Origin of the sequence: Rathayibacter sp. VKM Ac-2835 (assembly GCF_013266705.1) — a bacterium.
In the GTDB taxonomy this organism is placed as follows: Bacteria; Actinomycetota; Actinomycetes; order Actinomycetales; family Microbacteriaceae; genus Rathayibacter.
The window spans coordinates 950668-965828 of sequence record NZ_JABSNQ010000001.1; the positions used below are offsets into that span (position 1 = coordinate 950668).

Consider the following 15161-nt stretch of genomic DNA (forward strand, 5'->3'; position numbering starts at 1 on the left):
CAGATCGCCGTGCCGGCGCCCGCGCTGCCCGCGCTACTCGGAGGCGGCGCGGAGCTTGGAGATCTCGTAGAGCGCGACCGACGCGGCGATGCCCGCGTTGAGCGACTCGGTCGCGGCGCTGATCGGGATGGAGACCACGGCGTCGCACTGCTCGGTGACGAGGCGCGAGAGGCCCTTGCCCTCGCTGCCGACGACGACGAGCAGCGGACGGTCGGCGAGCTCGAGGCCCGGGAGCATCGTGTCGCCGTCGCCGTCGAGGCCGATGACGAAGACGCCCTCGCGCTTGTAGTCCTTGATCATCGCGGTGAGGTTGGAGGCCATCGCGACAGGCACGCGCGCGGCGGCGCCGGCCGAGGTCTTCCACGCCGCCGAGTTGAGACCGACGGAGCGGCGCTGGGGCACGATGACGCCCTGCCCGCCGAAGGCGGCGACGGAGCGGATGATCGCGCCGAGGTTGCGCGGGTCGGTGATGCCGTCGAGCGCGACGAACAGCGGGACGACCCCGCGGGAGACGCTGCGCTCGAGCAGGTCGCTCGGGTGCGCGTACTCGTACGGCGGCACCTTGAGCACGAGGCCCTGGTGCACGGAGTCGGGGCCGGCGAGGCGGTCGAGCTCGGGGCGCATGACCTCGAGGACGGGGAGGCCGCGCGCGGTGGCGAGCTTGAGCGCCTCCTTGACCCGGTCGTCCATCTCGATGCGCGTGGCGAGGTAGAGAGTGGTGGCGGGGATCTTGGCGCGGAGCACCTCGAGGACCGAGTTGCGGCCGGTGACCATCTCGGACTCGTCACCGCTCTTGGGCTTCCGGGACGGGGCAGGGCGGCCCTGACCGCGAGCCGCGCCGCTCAGCGCCGCTCCGGGCCGGCCCTTGCCGCCGGCGGCGACGAAGCGCTCGCGCGCCAGCTTCGCCTTGCCCGCGGGGTGGTACGGCCGGTCCTCGGCCTTGGGCGTGGGCTTCTTGCCCTCGAGGGCCTGACGGCCCTGACCGCCGGAACCGACGGCCTTGCCCTTGCTCTTCTTGCGGACCGCTCCTGGGCGGCCGGGCTTATTCGCCATCGAGACTCCAATGCGCACCCGTCTGGGTGTCTTCGATCGTGATTCCCGCAGCAGCGAGATCGGTTCGGATGCGGTCGGCGGCCGCCCAGTCGCGCTGCTCGCGCGCGGTCTGCCGCTCGGCGACCAGGCGGTCGACGAGCACGGTGAGGGCCCGGTAGGTGGGCTCGTCGTCGGAGCGCGCCCACTCGGGTGCCTCGGGGTCGATGCCGAGGACCGAGGCCATCGCGAGGACCTGGGTGCGCAGCGCGGACACCGTGCCGAGGTCCTCCGCGTCGAGGGCGGCGTTGCCGGCCCGCACGGTCTCGTGCAGGACGCCGATGGCCTGCGGGACCGAGAGGTCGTCGTCCATCGCCTCGGCGAACTCCTCGGGCACGACCGGCTCGCCGACCGCGGCGAAGCGGGTGCCCTCGAGGCGCCGTCGCGAGCGGTCGAGGAAGCCCTCGATCCGCTCGAGTGCGGCCTCGGCCTCCTCGAGCGCGCCGTCGTGGAACTCGAGCGTCGAGCGGTAGTGCGCCGAGCCGAGGTAGTAGCGCACGACCAGCGGGCGGGCGGAGTCGAGGAGCTCGGAGGCGAAGACGGAGTTGCCGAGCGACTTGCTCATCTTCTGGCCGGTGACCGAGACGAGGCCGTTGTGCAGCCAGTAGCTGGCGAAGGCGTGGCCCGCCGCGCTGGACTGCGCGAGCTCGTTCTCGTGGTGCGGGAAGCGCAGGTCGAGCCCGCCGCCGTGGATGTCGAACTGCGTGCCGAGGTACTTCGTCGACATGGCGGAGCACTCGATGTGCCAGCCGGGGCGGCCCCTGCCCCAGGGCGAGGCCCAGGAGGCGGACTCCGGCTCCTCCGGCTTCATGCCCTTCCACAGGGCGAAGTCGTGCGGGTCGCGCTTGCCGCGCGGGTCGGCGTCGGTCGCCGCCTCCATGCTCTCGAGGCGCTGGTGGGTGAGCGCGCCGTAGTCGGGCCAGGAGCGGGTGTCGAAGTAGACGTCGCCGGAGTCGTCGGGAGCGGGATAGGCGTGGCCCAGCTCGATCAGGCGCTGCACGAGCGCGACCATCTCGGCGATGCTCGCGGTCGCCCGCGGCTCGTAGGTCGGCGCCAGGATGCCGAGGGCGGAGTAGGCGGCCGTGAACTCGAGCTCGACGCGGTAGGCGAGGGCCCACCACTGCTCGGAGGGCTCGCCCTCGCCGGCGGCTCGACGCGCCTGCTCGGCGATCGCGAGGATCTTGTCGTCGATGTCGGTCACGTTGCGGACCAGGGTGACCCGGTAGCCGCGGTAGGCGAGCCAGCGGCGCAGCTGGTCGTAGACCAGGGCGGAGCGCAGGTGCCCGATGTGCGGGGACGACTGCACCGTGGGTCCGCAGACGTACATCCCGACCTCGTTCTCGCGGAGGGGGACGAAATCGACGAGGGCCTGGGCCTTCGAGTCATGCAGTCGCAGAGTCACGCCGCGAGTTTACCGGGCGGGGCGGTCGCGCCCGGGCGGCTCTTCCGCGCGGTGGATCAGCGCCCGGATCCAGGGGTGGGGAGGACGAGGGCCGTGGCGGTCGCCGCGACCCCCTCCCCGCGTCCGGTGAAGCCGAGCGCGTCGGAGGTGGTGGCCGCGACGCTGACCGGTGCGCCGAGGAGCGCGGACAGCAGCTGCTGCGCCTCCTCCCGCCGCGGAGAGAACTTCGGCCGGTTGCCGATGAGCTGGACCGACACGTTGCCGATCGTGAAGCCGGCGGCCTCGACGAGCTCGCGGGTCGCGCGGAGGAAGACCTCGCCGTGCGCGTCCTGGAAGCGAGGGTCGTCGGTGCCGAAGCGGGAGCCGATGTCGCCGAGGTTCGCCGCGGCGAGCAGGGCGTCGCAGATCGCGTGCGCGACCGGGTCGCCGTCGCTGTGCCCGGACAGCCCGCGCTCCCCCTGCCAGTGCAGGCCCGCGACCCACAGCGGCGACGCGTCGTCGAAGGCGTGCACGTCGGTGCCGATGCCGACCCGCGGCACCGCGGCCGACGGCGGCGGCGCGAGCAGCTGCTCCGCCCGGGCGAGGTCCCAGGGGGTGGTGATCTTGAAGGCGAGCGGGTCGCCGGGGACGACGACGGAGCCGCGGCCATGGGAGGCGAGCAGGGCCGCGTCGTCGGTGAACTCGCGGTCGGCGGCGGCGTAGGCCTCGTCGAGCAGCTGCCGCGGGAAGCCCTGCGGCGTCTGCACGGCGGCGAGCTGCGAGCGGTCGACGGTGTCGAGGATCGCGGCGTCGGCGTCGACGCGCTTGATGGTGTCGGTGACGGGGAGTCCCGGGATGACTCCACCGCCGGTGGAGCGGACGGCGGCGAGCACGCGCTCGAACTGGGCGACGGGAGTGAGGGCCCGGGCGGCGTCGTGCACGAGGACGGTCTCGACGCCGGGGAGCAGGAGCGCCAGCCCGCGGGCCACGGAGTCCTGCCGGGTGGCTCCGCCGGCGGCGACGAGGACCTCGACCTCGGGGCCGGAGGCGCTGCGGCACAGCTCGACGGTCGTGTCGACGAGGGACTCCGGGGCGACGACGACGACCTGCACCGGCTCGGCGAGGCTGAGGACGCTCCGGAGGCTGCGCTCGAGGATCGTGACACCCGCGCACTGGACGTACGCCTTGGGCAGCTCGCGCCCGAGGCGGGTGCCGCTGCCGGCGGCGACGATGACGACGGCCGCGCTCGGCGTCGATCCGGTGACGGTGTGCAACGGGACGTCCTTTCGCCGCCGGTCACAGTAGCAGCGGGCGGGCGGAGGGGGCAGCCCGGCCGGGACGAGAGCGCGGCTGCGCTATTCTTTTTCCGGCTCCTGCACCTCGAATCCGCCCTGCCCGGGGTGGGCGGGGCCGATGATCTGGAGGAACCCGTGAAGGCGCGTATCGCTGCATCCGTCGTTCTCGCGGTCGGCGTCGCGTTCGCCACCGCCGGCTGCAACCTGGTGGCCCCGCAGGCGACCCGGGCCATCTACGACCCCAGCGACGGGGTGGGTGCGACCGTCGGCGACGTGTCCATCCGCAACGCGATGATCATCTCCGAGGACGGCGAGGTCGGCACGCTCGTCGTCTCGCTGATCAACGACACCGACGAGACGGTGAGCGTCGAGGTGCAGTACGAGGCGAGCACGGGCCGGACGAGCGACACCGTGGACGCGGTCCCCGGTCGCACGGAGGTCCGGCCGGACAGCACCGAGGCGGTCACGATGGAGGGCCTCGACACCCTCCCGGGCAGCCTGTTCCCCGTCTACTTCCAGTACGGCTCGGAGGAGGGCAAGGAGCTCCTCGTCCCGATCCTGACGAACGCCCTCGAGGCGTACGCGACGCTGACTCCGGCCCCGTCGGCCACCCCGACGGTCACGCCCACGGCGAACCCGGCGCAGACGGCGCTGCCCACCCCGACCGTGCAGCCCGGCGTCGACGCCCCGGCGGAATAGCACCCGCTCCTCGCGAAGGGCCGTCCACTGCGGTGGGCGGCCCTTCGTCGTTCCGGCGCGCGGGTCTCGATACGCCCCTGCGAGGCTACTCGACCAGCATGTTCCGCCGAACCCGCTCGTCGCACAGCGACGGCCCGACCAGCGCCCGCACCTCTAGAGACGGCGGCTCGCTGCCCCCGCCGTCAGAAGTGGATCGCGGGGCCTGGTGGGGTGGATGCAAGGCGGAGGAGGGCGCGATACCGGCGGTATCGCAACCGACGACGACGCCGCAGACGCCCCCGCCAGGCCCCGCGATCAGGCGTCGAAGCGGTAGCCGAGGCCGCGGACGGTCACCAGGAGCACCGGCTCCTTGGGCGTCTTCTCGATCTTGGAGCGGATGCGCTTGACGTGGACGTCGAGGGTCTTGGTGTCGCCGAAGTAGTCGCTGCCCCAGACGCGGTCGATCAGCTGGCCGCGGGTGAGGACGCGGCCGGCGTTGCGGAGGAGCATCTCGAGCAGCTCGAACTCCTTGAGCGGCATGGGGGTCTCGACGCCGTCGACCTCGACGGTGTGCCGTTCGATGTCCATCCGGACGGGTCCGGCCACGACGATGCGCTCCTCCCCCGGGTCCTCGGTGCGGCGGCGGAGGACGGCCCGGATGCGAGCGAGCAGCTCCCGGGTCGAGTACGGCTTGGTGACGTAGTCGTCGGCGCCGAGCTCGAGCCCGACGACGATGTCCACCTCCGAGTCCTTCGCGGTGACCATGATGATCGGGATCGCGGAGCGGGTGCGGATCTCGCGGCACACCTCGGTGCCGGGCATGCCGGGGAGCATGAGGTCGAGCAGGATCAGGTCGTACTCGCCGTCGTCGAAGGCGGCGACGGCGCGCAGGCCGTCCTCGGCGACGGTGACGTCGTAGCCCTCGCGTTCGAGCAGGTAGCTGAGCGGCTCGCTGAGGGCGCTCTCGTCCTCGACGAGCAGGATGCTGGTCACGCGGTGTCTCCTATCGGGGCGGCGGACGCGAAGGGCGTCCTGGCCGGGTCTACTTCGGGGAGTCGGATGGTGAAGGTGCTGCCGCGACCGGGCTTGGACCAGACGCGGACGTCGCCGCCGTGGTTCTGCACGGCGTGCTTGACGATGCTGAGGCCGAGGCCGGTGCCGCCGGTGTGACGCGAGCGGGCCTGGTCGACGCGGTAGAAGCGCTCGAACACGCGGTCGAGGTCCTCCTCCGGAATGCCGATGCCCTGGTCGGTGACGGCGATCTCGACGACGCCGCCGGTGGAGCGGACGCCGATGCCGACGCGGGAGCCGGGCGGCGAGTACTGGATGGCGTTGGCGAGCAGGTTGTGCAGCGCAGAGACGAGCATCTTCTCCTGGCCGGCGACGTACGCCTTCTTCATCCCGCCCTTGACGAGGGTGACGTCGTGCGACTCCGCCATCACATGGGTCGTCTCGAGCGCGGCGACCACGATGTCGTCGACGCGGACGACCTCGGCGGAGCCGGCGACGTCGGCGGACTGCAGGCGGGAGAGCTCGATGATCTCGCGGGTGATCTTCGCGAGGCGGTGCGACTCCTGCGTGAGGCGGTGCGCGAAGCGGCGCACCTGCTTCGGGTCGTCGGCGGCGGAGTCGAGGGCCTCGGCGAGGAGGCCGACCGCGCCGATCGGTGTCTTCAGCTCGTGCGAGATGTTCGCCACGAAGTCGCGGCGCACCGCCTCCAGGCGGCGGGCCTCCGTGTGGTCCTCGGCCAGGACGAGCACGAAGCGGGAGCCGAGCCGCGTGGCGTGCACGACCAGGGTGACCGCGGCGTCCGAGAGCGGACTCGTCGCCAGCTCCAGGTCCTGCTCGATGTCGTCGCCGAAGCGGCGCACCCGGTCGACGATCGCGACAAGGTCGGGATGCAGCAGCGTGTCCTGCGAGACGAGGCCGAGCGAGATCGCGCGAGCGGACGCCTTGAGCACGTTGTGGGACGGATCCGTCACGAAGGCGGGCGCTCCGACGGCGTCGATGATCGCGCCGATCCCCTCGGGCAGGCCGACGGTGACGACCTCGGCGGCGATCCGCCCCTGACGTGCGGCGAGCGACACGACACTCGTCAGGACGACGCCGATGACGATGCCGAGAACGAGCGACAGCACGACGATCAGGCCCGGATCCACGCTCCCAGGCTATCCATCCACCGCCCGTCTCCCTACCGGATGCCCGGCGACGGGTCGCGGGTCGAGTACTGTTCAAACGCTCGGCACCGTTCGTTAACCTGCCGTGGTCATCATGACTGCGCCTGCGCCGACCTGGTGCAGTTGCAGCGTCGTGCGCGGCGTGGAACGGCACCGTCCTCCGTGCGTGCCGCAGAGAGGGTCGAGAAGAAGATGCGCGAAGTTTTCCAGCAGGAGCTGGCCGAAGTCCAGGATCGGCTCGTCGAGATCTCCGGACTCGTCGAGATCGCGATCGAGAAGGCGACCCAGGCGTTCAACCACTCCGACGTCTCCCTCGCCGAGGAGGTCATCGCCAGCGACGCCCGCATCGACGAGCTGGCCATCAGCCTCGACGAGCTGGCGATCGACATCCTCGCCCGCCAGGGACCGGTCGCCCGCGACCTGAGGACCGTCGTGTCCGCGCTGCGGATCAGCGCCTCGCTCGAGCGGATGGGCGACATCGCCGAGCACATCGCTCAGCTCTCCCGCTACCGCTTCCCCGACAAGGTCGTGCCGAAGACGCTCCGCCCGACCTTCGTCGAGATGGGCCGCCTCGACGTGGTCGTCGCGCACAAGCTCACCGAGCTGCTGCGCACGCAGGACCCCCGCCTCGCCGAGGAGATCCGCGACGAGGACGACAAGATCGACGAGCTGCACGTCAGCGTCTTCGACAAGGTGCTCAGCGAGGCGTGGAAGGGTCAGGCCGCCGACACCGTCGACGCCACCCTCGCCAGCCGCTACCACGAGCGCTTCGCCGACCACGCGGTGTCCATCGCGAAGAAGGTCCAGTACCTCATCTCGGGCGACTGGGGCTGAGCTTATTTATCGATGTCGCGCGAGCGCGATATCGACCGCGGTCGGCAGACCGCGTGCTTGCGTTCCGCGGAGCGGGGCGCGAACGGCTAGAGCGAATCGCTGGCACGCGATTCACTCGTTCGCCTTGTGGGGGGCGGCTGGTCTCGACTCTCAGCGCTCGGTCGTCGAGTGACGGCGGCCGGGCCTCGCTGGTCGGTGCCCGCACTTCCCTGCTGATCGAGTAGCGCGTGCAGCGCGCGTATCGAGATCCACCGTCGAATGGGCGCGGGGTCTCGATACGCCGCGTACCGCGGCTACTCGACCAGCAGGGAAGGGGCGCGTACCGCGACCTCGTTCTCGCGTCCGTGGTGATCGAGCAGCGCCAGCAGGGAAGGGGCGCGTTCCGCGACCTGGCTCGGTCATTCATGGTGATCGAGTAGCGCGCGCAGCGCGCGTATCGAGATCCACCGTCGCGACGGCTCGGGGTGTCAGAGCGCCCGGCTCCACGGGGGGGGCGGGTGCAGACGCGGACGGCCCGCGGGAGTGGGGACTCCGGCGGGCCGTGCGGCGGTGCGAGGGGGCGGGCTACTTCTTCGCGCCCTGGGCGGCGACGGCGGCGGCGCCGGCGGCGGCGGCCTCCGGGTCGAGGTAGCGGGCCTCGCCGATCGGCTCGAAGTTCTCGTCGAGGGTGTAGACGAGGGGGATGCCGGTCGGGATGTTGAGCTCGGCGATGTCCGAGTCCGAGATGCCGTCGAGCGTCTTCACCAGCGCACGCAGCGAGTTGCCGTGCGCGGTGATCATGACGGTCTTGCCCGAGGCGAGGTCCGGCTTGATGTCCGACTCCCAGTACGGCAGCATCCGCTCGATCACGAGCTTGAGCGACTCGGTGCGGGGCAGGTCGTCGCCGAGGTCGGCGTAGCGCTCGTCGTGCGCCTGCGAGTACTGGTCCTCGTCGTCGATGGGGGGCGGCGGCACGTCGAACGAGCGGCGCCAGGTCATGAACTGCTCGGGACCGTACTCGGCCAGGGTCTGCGCCTTGTCCTTGCCCTGCAGCGCGCCGTAGTGGCGCTCGTTGAGGCGCCAGGAGCGCTTCACGTCGATCCACAGGCGATCGGCCTTCTCGAGCGCGATGTTCGCGGTCTGGATCGCGCGGGTCTGGCGCGAGGTGTAGACGACGTCGGGGTGCAGCCCCGCCTCGGTCAGCAGCTCGCCGGCGCGGGTCGCCTCCGCGACGCCCTGCTCGGTGAGCCGCACGTCGACCCAGCCGGTGAACAGATTCTTCTGGTTCCACTCGCTGTTGCCGTGGCGCACGAGGATGAGGGTGTAGGTCTCGGACATGCGTCCAGTTTAGAGGCGGCCCCTCCGCCCCCGGATACGCTGGAGACCATGCCGATCGGAGCCGTCACCCGCGGCACGACGGGCACCAACCGCCTCCGCCGGGTCGACCGCCGCCTGGCCGAGCTGCCGGTGCTGCGCTCGACCGCGGAGCCGATCGTGGTCGATCTCGGCTTCGGTGCGAGCGCCGTCACGACCCTCGAGCTGCACCGCCGCCTGGTCCGCACGGCGCCCGGCGTCGACGTGGTCGGCTTCGAGATCGAGCCGGCCCGCGTCGAGACGGCGCGACGGCAGCTCGATCGCGTCCGCGAGGGCGGGACCGCCTTCCCCGCCGACGCCCGGGTGCGCTTCGAGCGCGGCGGCTTCGAGGTCCCCCTGGCCGGGCGGCAGCGGGCGAGCGTGATCCGCGCCTTCAACGTCCTCCGGCAGTACGACGAGTCGGCGGTCGCCGAGGCGTGGCACACGATGACCGACCGGCTGACCCCGGACGGCGTCCTGGTGGAGGGGACCTGCGACGAGATCGGCCGGATCTGCACCTGGATCGAGATCGGGCGCGAGGGTCCCCGCTCCCTCACCCTGTCGCTCCGGCTCGGCGCCGTGCCCTCGCCGATGATCGCGGCCGAGCGGCTGCCGAAGGCGCTGATCCACCGCAACGTCGCGGGCGAGCCGGTGCACGCTTTCCTGCTCGCGCTCGAGCGGGCCTGGCTGCACGCCGCCCCGCTCGCCGTGTACGGGCCGACGCAGCGCTGGATCGCCTCCGTCGCGTCGCTGCGGGGCGAGTGGCCGATCCTCGGCGGACCGCGACGCTGGCGGCTGGGCGAGGTGACCATCGCCTGGGACGCGGTGGCTCCGCATGACGCGACCCCGTCACTGTGAGCATTCTCATATTCGCGCCCGCTACCCTCGTGCCCCATGGACGACCCTCCCCCTGAACCCTCGGGCACCGAACCCTCGCCCGCCGCACCGACCTCGACCCTGATCGGCGGTGCCGCGGGTGCCTGAATGGCTCGGCATCGTCATCGGCCTCCTCCTCACCGTCGGCACCGGACTCTTCGTCGCGTCCGAGTTCGCGCTGGTCAACCTCGACCGCAACGAGCTCGAGGAGCGCCGCGCCCGTGGCGAGAAGCGCCTCGATCCGACGATCTCCGCCCTGCGGATCACCTCGACCCACCTCTCCGGCGCACAGCTGGGCATCACGCTCACCACGCTGCTGACCGGCTACACCTTCGAGCCGGCGATCAGCTCGCTGCTGGACGGCCCGCTGCGCTCCCTCGGCGTCCCGGCCGAGATCGTGCCCGGCATCGGCACGGTCGTCGGCGTCGTGCTGGCCACCGTCTTCTCGATGGTGATCGGCGAGCTGGTCCCCAAGAACTTCGCGCTGGCGCTGCCGCTGAAGACCGCGCAGGTCGTCGTGCCGTTCCAGATCCTCTTCACCACGGTCTTCAAGCCCGTGATCCTGCTCTTCAACAACACGGCGAACGCCCTGATCCGCGCGATGGGCATCGAGCCGAAGGAGGAGCTCTCGGGAGCCCGGAGCGCCGACGAGCTCGGCTCGCTCGTGCGCCGCTCGGTGCTCGAGGGCACCCTCGACCGCGATCACGCCGACCTGCTGCACCGCACGCTCCGCTTCTCCAGCCGCAGCGTCGCCGACGTGATGACGCCGCGGGTCCGGATGGCCTCCGTCGCGCTCGAGAGCACCGCGGAGGACGTCGTGGGCCTCGCGAACCGCACCGGATTCTCCCGCTTCCCCGTCCTCGGCCGCGACTCCGACGACATCCGCGGCGTCCTGCACGTCAAGCACGCGTTCGCTCTCGAGCCGTCGCTCCGCTCGACGGTCACCGCCGAGTCGCTGATGACCGCACCGATGCGCGTGCCGGAGACCGCTCGCGCCGACGCCCTGCTCGCTCCCCTGCGCGGCAGCGGCCTCGCCATCGCGGTCGTCGTCGACGAGTACGGCGGGACCGCGGGAGTCGTGACCCTCGAGGACCTGGTCGAGGAGATCGTCGGCGAGCTGGAGGACGAGCACGACCGCAGCCGGGCCGGCGTCATCCGCTCGGGCCGCTCGGCGACCTTCGGCGGCGAGCTGCGCCCGGACGAGGTCGCGGAGCGCCTCGGCGTCCTCGTGCCCGAGGGCGAGGACTACGACACGGTCGCGGGCTTCCTCGCCTCGACCCTCGGCCGCGTGCCCGAGCTCGGCGACGAGGTCGCCGTGACGGGCGGCGTGCTGCGGGTCGACCGGGTCGCCGCGCACCGCGTCGACCGCGTCCGCTTCACCCCGGCCGCCGGCGGAGACGCTGCCGACGGAGGCGATGCCACCGGTGTCGCCGCGCTCCGAGCCGAGGGGGCCGTCCATGAGTGAGTACCTGCCCGGGATCGCCTGGCTGGTGGTCCTGCTGATCGTCAACGCCTTCTTCGTCGGCGCCGAGTTCGCCGTCATCTCGGCCCGCCGCTCCCAGATCGAGCCGAGGGCCGACGCGGGCAGCCGCGCGGCGAAGACCACGCTGTGGGCGATGGAGCACGCCACGCTGATGCTCGCGACGAGCCAGCTCGGCATCACCGTCTGCTCGCTGGTGATCCTCAACGTCTCCGAGCCGGCGATCCACCACCTGCTCGAGATCCCGCTGGGCTTCACAGCGCTCTCCGCCGAGGCGATCGGCGTGATCGCGTTCGTCGCGGCGTTGCTGCTCGTCACCTTCCTGCACGTCGTGTTCGGCGAGATGGTGCCGAAGAACCTCGCGTTCTCGGTGCCGACCCGCGCCGCGCTGCTGCTCGCCCCGCCGCTCGTGCTCGTCTCGCGCCTGGTGAAGCCGCTGATCTGGTCGCTGAACGCGGTCGCGAACGGCATCCTCCGCCTGGTGCGGGTCGAGCCGAAGGACGAGGCGACGAGCGCCTTCACGCTCGACGAGGTCGCGGCGATCGTGCGCCAGTCGACCCGCGAGGGCGTGCTGGTGGACGCCTCCGGCACCGTCACCGCGGCCTTCGAGTTCACGACCAAGCGGGTCGTCGACGTCGCGGTGCCGATCGAGCGGCTGGTGCTGCTGCCCGCCGCGGCGACTCCCGCGGACGTGCGCCGCGCGGTCGCCGAGCACGGCTACTCCCGCTACCTGCTCGCGGACGCCGACGGCCTGCCCGGCGGCTACCTGCACCTCAAGGACGTCTCCGACCTCGACGCCTCGGACGCTCCGGTGCCCGCCAAGCGGATCCGCCGCCTCGCCGCGGTCTCGGCGGGCGACGAGCTGGAGGACGCGCTCGCCGCGCTCCGCCGCACCGGCGCGCGCCTCGCGCGGGTGGTCGACGCCGAGGGTCGCACCACCGGCGTGCTCTTCCTCGAGGACATCATCGAGGAGCTCGTCGGCGAGGTGCAGGACGCCACCAACGCCTGATCGCAGGCGGGGCCCGGCCGGTCAGGCGAGCTCGGGCAGCGCGGCTCTCGCCTCGGCCGAGCTCGCCCCGGTGGCCGTCAGCAGGTCGACGACCAGCGGCCGGAGGATGACCAGCAGCGTCTTCTCCGCCAGCCGCGCGTCCGGGAGGAGCACCTGCGGATCGAGGGTCGTCGCGAGCAGCACGAGGTCCTGACGCGCGAGGGCGAGCACCGCGGGCTCGGTGACGGCCCGGCCGAGCAGGGCGACGCCCGTCCCGAAGCGCAGCACGACGTCCGCGAGTGCCGCGCGCGGGACGGCGTCGCCCACCAGGAAGTCCGTCCGCCGAGCGACGATGCGGAGGTTGCGGGTCGCGAGGTCGAGCGCGGCCAGCATCGTGCGCTGCCGCTCCAGCTCGGCGCGGTGCCGCCGGACGAACGGCGAGATCCGCGCGACACCGATCGCCGAGTCGAGGGCGGCCGTCCAGCCGTCGATCACGGGCTGCGTGCCGCGGACGCGCTCGAGTGCCGTCGCGGACGCGGACTGGTCGCCCTGGCGGAGCGCGTCGGCGAGCGCGTCGACCGTCTCGGCGAGCGCCGCGACCAGCCGTCGCGCCTCGGCGCGCGCTGCCCGCAGCGGGTTGCGCGGCACGATCGCGGTGCAGAGCAGCGCCGCGAGACCGCCGACGAGACCGTCGAGGCTCCGCGTGAACACTCCCCCGTCGGGCGCGGGCAGGATCATCACCAGCATCGCCTGCGTGCCGGCCGCCACCGCGAAGCCGGGCGAGGGCGAGAGCGCCCGCCCTACGGTGAAGACGATAGCGAGCACCACGGCGAGCTGCCAGACGCCGGTGCCCCAGAGCAGGAGCAGCACCTCGCTCGCGGTGATGCCGATCAGCATCCCGATCGCGGTCTCCGCGACCTGCTTCGGCCGGGTGTCGCGCGCGATGCCCAGGCTCGAGATGGTCGCCGTCAGCGACAGCACCGGAGCCGGGTGGCCGAAGACGAAGCGCGAGACGGAGTAGGCGAGGATCGCCGCGAGGACGATCTGCAGCACCGCGGGCAGCGACGCCGCGGCGCGCGCGACGCCCCGGCCGGGCCGGAGGTCGTCGACACGGACGAGGGCGCGGATCCGCGCGGCCGCCCGATCCCGCCGAGCGGGTCCTGCGGCCACCACGGCGTGGCCTACCTGGTCGCTGCCCCGAGCCGGGGCAGGCGGGGCACTCCCGCCTCCGCACCGGCACCGGGCGGGACGACGACCTCCTGCGCGGCCGAGACGCGGATCTCGCCGGCGAGCACGGTGAGCTCGAGGTCGACCGGAACCGAGCGCTTCACCACGGCGAGGGCGATGGGGCCCTCCTCGTAGTGCCAGGCGCTCGCGGTGACGGTGCCCACTTCGACGGGCTCGCCGCCCTTGAGTGCCGTGACGACGTCGCCGTGCCCGGGCAGGGCGGAGTCGGAGCCGTCGAGCTGCAGCAGCACGAGGCGGCGGGGCGGGTGGCCGAGATTGTGCACCTTGGCGACCGTCTCCTGCCCGCGGTAGCAGCCCTTGGCCAGGTGCACGGAGGAGCGGAGCAGGTCGAGCTCGTGCGGGATCGACCGGTCGTCGACCTCGGTCGCGTGCCGCGGGCGCCAGGCGGCGATGCGGAGCGCCTCGAGGGCGTCGGAGCCGGCCAGGGTGACGCCGGCGACGCGGGCCCGGTCCGCGAGCCGCTCGAGCGCCTCGCGCGGGACGAGGGTCTCGCGGGCGGTCCAACCGGTCGCGGGGTGGACCGGGGCGAGGGCGTACTGCCAGCCGCCGGGCTGCACCTGCGCCCACGGGTCGAGCCAGCTGATGCCGGACTCCCCCGCGAGCTCGAGGGCCAGCGCGGTGGCGGGGCCGTCGCCGAGCGTCGCGAGCGTCGCGAACTCGGCCGTGCGGTCGGCGATCTCGACGCGGAGCATGAAGCGCATGCGGTCGAGCCAGGCCGCGAGCCCCGGTGTCTCGTCGCGGTCGAGGAGCAGCCACGCGGTCTCGCCGTCGTCGACGACGCGGATCAGGTGCTCGATCCGACCGGACGGGTCCAGCAGCAGGGTCTCGGCCGAGTCGCCGGGTGCGAGGCGGGTGAGCGCCTGGCTGGTCAGCGAGTCGAGCCAGGTGAGGCGGTCGGGGCCGGTGACGGTGACGACGCCGCGGCCCGAGAGGTCGACGACCGCGGTGCCCGCGGCGAGCGCCCGCTGCTCGCGGAACGGCTCGCCGTAGTGCGCGGCGACGCCGGGCTCGGCCGCGCTGGTGCCGACGACGGCGCCGGGGGCGGAGAGGAGCGGCGAGATCGGCACCGGCTCGGAGGACACGGCCTCATTCGACACGGGCGAGCCTTCCGGAGGAGTGGGTGCGGAGCCCCTGGCCGAGCGCGGCGATGTCCCATGCCCAGAGCAGGTGGTCGTCGACGAGGCCGTAGAGGCGGGTGGCGGCCGCGTAGTCCTTCGCGGCGGCGGTGCGCATGACCGCGTCGGTCGCGAGGTCGATCCGCGGGCCCTTGACCTGGCCGAGGTAGAGCTCGCTGACGCCGTCGGGGTGCACGAGCGCGACCTCGATGTCGAAGCCGCCCGCGCCGTTGCGCAGCGTCTCGACCGACTCGGCGTCGGGGAAGGCGGGAGCGCCGCGACCCGGCAGCATCGCGGGGCCCGCGTCGGCGTCGGTGAGCGGCCTGCTGAGCCGCCAGTAGCCCATCTCGCTCACGAGCGGCCGGTGGCCGACCTCGCTGTCGTCCTCGAGCAGCCAGGTGTACGAGCTGTAGTTGAGGTACGGCAGGCCGTCGTAGCTGAAGCTCACGCGGTGGCCGAACTCGGCCTGCACGGAGTCGTCGCCGACGGCGTAGTCGATGACGCCAGATCCCTCCCAGACGCCGAGCAGCCAGGAGAGCGGGACGAGTTCGGGCGGGAGGCCCGAGGGGAGGGAGATCAAACCTGCTCCGGCGGCGGCTAGCGCTGGCCGCGGTAGAGCTTGTAGACGACCACGCCGGAGACCCACGCGATCGCGAGGGAGGCGAGCC

Annotated in this window: 14 protein-coding genes; 5 read left to right on the forward strand and 9 right to left on the reverse strand. The window is 72.6% G+C overall.

Translation table 11 applies throughout. The features are described 5' to 3' along the window. Positions 1-33 precede the first annotated feature (33 nt). Genes rlmB through ispD form a run of 3 tightly spaced genes read right to left on the reverse strand, consistent with a single transcriptional unit; the run spans position 34 to position 3744 of the window. Positions 34-1053, reverse strand: coding sequence for a 23S rRNA (guanosine(2251)-2'-O)-methyltransferase RlmB (gene rlmB / locus HRK28_RS04405; RefSeq protein ID WP_160087802.1), 1020 nt, complete (start codon positions 1051-1053; stop codon positions 34-36). Next, positions 1043-2491, reverse strand: a complete 1449-nt coding sequence (gene cysS / locus HRK28_RS04410; RefSeq protein WP_173250529.1) for a cysteine--tRNA ligase — start codon at positions 2489-2491, stop codon at positions 1043-1045. The genes rlmB and cysS overlap by 11 nt, the downstream gene beginning before the upstream one ends. Before the next feature lie 56 nt (positions 2492-2547). Next, the gene (gene ispD / locus HRK28_RS04415; protein WP_173250530.1) at positions 2548-3744 is read right to left on the reverse strand and encodes a 2-C-methyl-D-erythritol 4-phosphate cytidylyltransferase; all 1197 of its coding nucleotides are present in this window, start codon (positions 3742-3744) and stop codon (positions 2548-2550) included. Positions 3745-3900: 156 nt separating this feature from the next. Here ispD and HRK28_RS04420 point away from each other — a divergent pair, with 156 nt between their 5' ends. Then, positions 3901-4464, forward strand: a complete 564-nt coding sequence (locus HRK28_RS04420) for a hypothetical protein (protein ID WP_173250531.1) — start codon at positions 3901-3903, stop codon at positions 4462-4464. 294 nt (positions 4465-4758) lie between these two features. On the opposite strand, the gene HRK28_RS04425 is transcribed toward HRK28_RS04420, so the two are convergent. Next, the gene (locus HRK28_RS04425; protein WP_160087794.1) at positions 4759-5436 is read right to left on the reverse strand and encodes a response regulator transcription factor; all 678 of its coding nucleotides are present in this window, start codon (positions 5434-5436) and stop codon (positions 4759-4761) included. Then, positions 5433-6602 (reverse strand): cell wall metabolism sensor histidine kinase WalK, encoded by a 1170-nt coding sequence (locus HRK28_RS04430; protein WP_160087792.1) that lies wholly within the window; start codon positions 6600-6602, stop codon positions 5433-5435. The genes HRK28_RS04425 and HRK28_RS04430 overlap by 4 nt, the downstream gene beginning before the upstream one ends. A 210-nt stretch (positions 6603-6812) precedes the next feature. Here HRK28_RS04430 and phoU point away from each other — a divergent pair, with 210 nt between their 5' ends. Continuing rightward, a complete protein-coding gene (phoU, locus tag HRK28_RS04435) occupies positions 6813-7454 on the forward strand; it encodes a phosphate signaling complex protein PhoU (RefSeq protein ID WP_160087790.1) in 642 nt (213 codons plus the stop codon). 564 nt (positions 7455-8018) lie between these two features. On the opposite strand, the gene HRK28_RS04440 is transcribed toward phoU, so the two are convergent. After that, complete coding sequence (locus HRK28_RS04440) at positions 8019-8771, reverse strand: phosphoglyceromutase (protein WP_159985709.1); 753 nt, start codon at positions 8769-8771, stop codon at positions 8019-8021. A gap of 48 nt (positions 8772-8819) precedes the next feature. On the opposite strand from HRK28_RS04440, the gene HRK28_RS04445 reads away from it, so the two are divergent. The 3 genes from HRK28_RS04445 (at position 8820) to HRK28_RS04455 (ending at position 12151) form a co-directional block, all read left to right on the forward strand. Beyond that, positions 8820-9644 carry a class I SAM-dependent methyltransferase gene (locus tag HRK28_RS04445; protein WP_160087786.1) on the forward strand — a complete coding sequence of 275 codons (825 nt, stop codon included), beginning with the start codon at positions 8820-8822 and terminating at the stop codon, positions 9642-9644. A gap of 118 nt (positions 9645-9762) precedes the next feature. Continuing rightward, positions 9763-11127 carry a hemolysin family protein gene (locus HRK28_RS04450; protein WP_173250532.1) on the forward strand — a complete coding sequence of 455 codons (1365 nt, stop codon included), beginning with the start codon at positions 9763-9765 and terminating at the stop codon, positions 11125-11127. Further along, on the forward strand, positions 11120-12151 hold the full coding sequence (locus HRK28_RS04455; protein ID WP_173250533.1) for a hemolysin family protein: 1032 nt from the start codon (positions 11120-11122) through the stop codon (positions 12149-12151). The genes HRK28_RS04450 and HRK28_RS04455 overlap by 8 nt, the downstream gene beginning before the upstream one ends. A gap of 21 nt (positions 12152-12172) precedes the next feature. Here HRK28_RS04455 and HRK28_RS04460 read toward each other — a convergent pair whose 3' ends face one another. Genes HRK28_RS04460 through HRK28_RS04470 form a run of 3 tightly spaced genes read right to left on the reverse strand, consistent with a single transcriptional unit; the run spans position 12173 to position 15073 of the window. Continuing rightward, a complete protein-coding gene (locus HRK28_RS04460) occupies positions 12173-13303 on the reverse strand; it encodes an aromatic acid exporter family protein (protein ID WP_173250534.1) in 1131 nt (376 codons plus the stop codon). A gap of 8 nt (positions 13304-13311) precedes the next feature. After that, complete coding sequence (locus HRK28_RS04465; protein WP_367948339.1) at positions 13312-14460, reverse strand: folate-binding protein YgfZ; 1149 nt, start codon at positions 14458-14460, stop codon at positions 13312-13314. A 4-nt stretch (positions 14461-14464) separates the two neighbouring features. Beyond that, the gene (locus HRK28_RS04470; protein ID WP_160087778.1) at positions 14465-15073 is read right to left on the reverse strand and encodes an FABP family protein; all 609 of its coding nucleotides are present in this window, start codon (positions 15071-15073) and stop codon (positions 14465-14467) included. Positions 15074-15161: the final 88 nt, after the last annotated feature.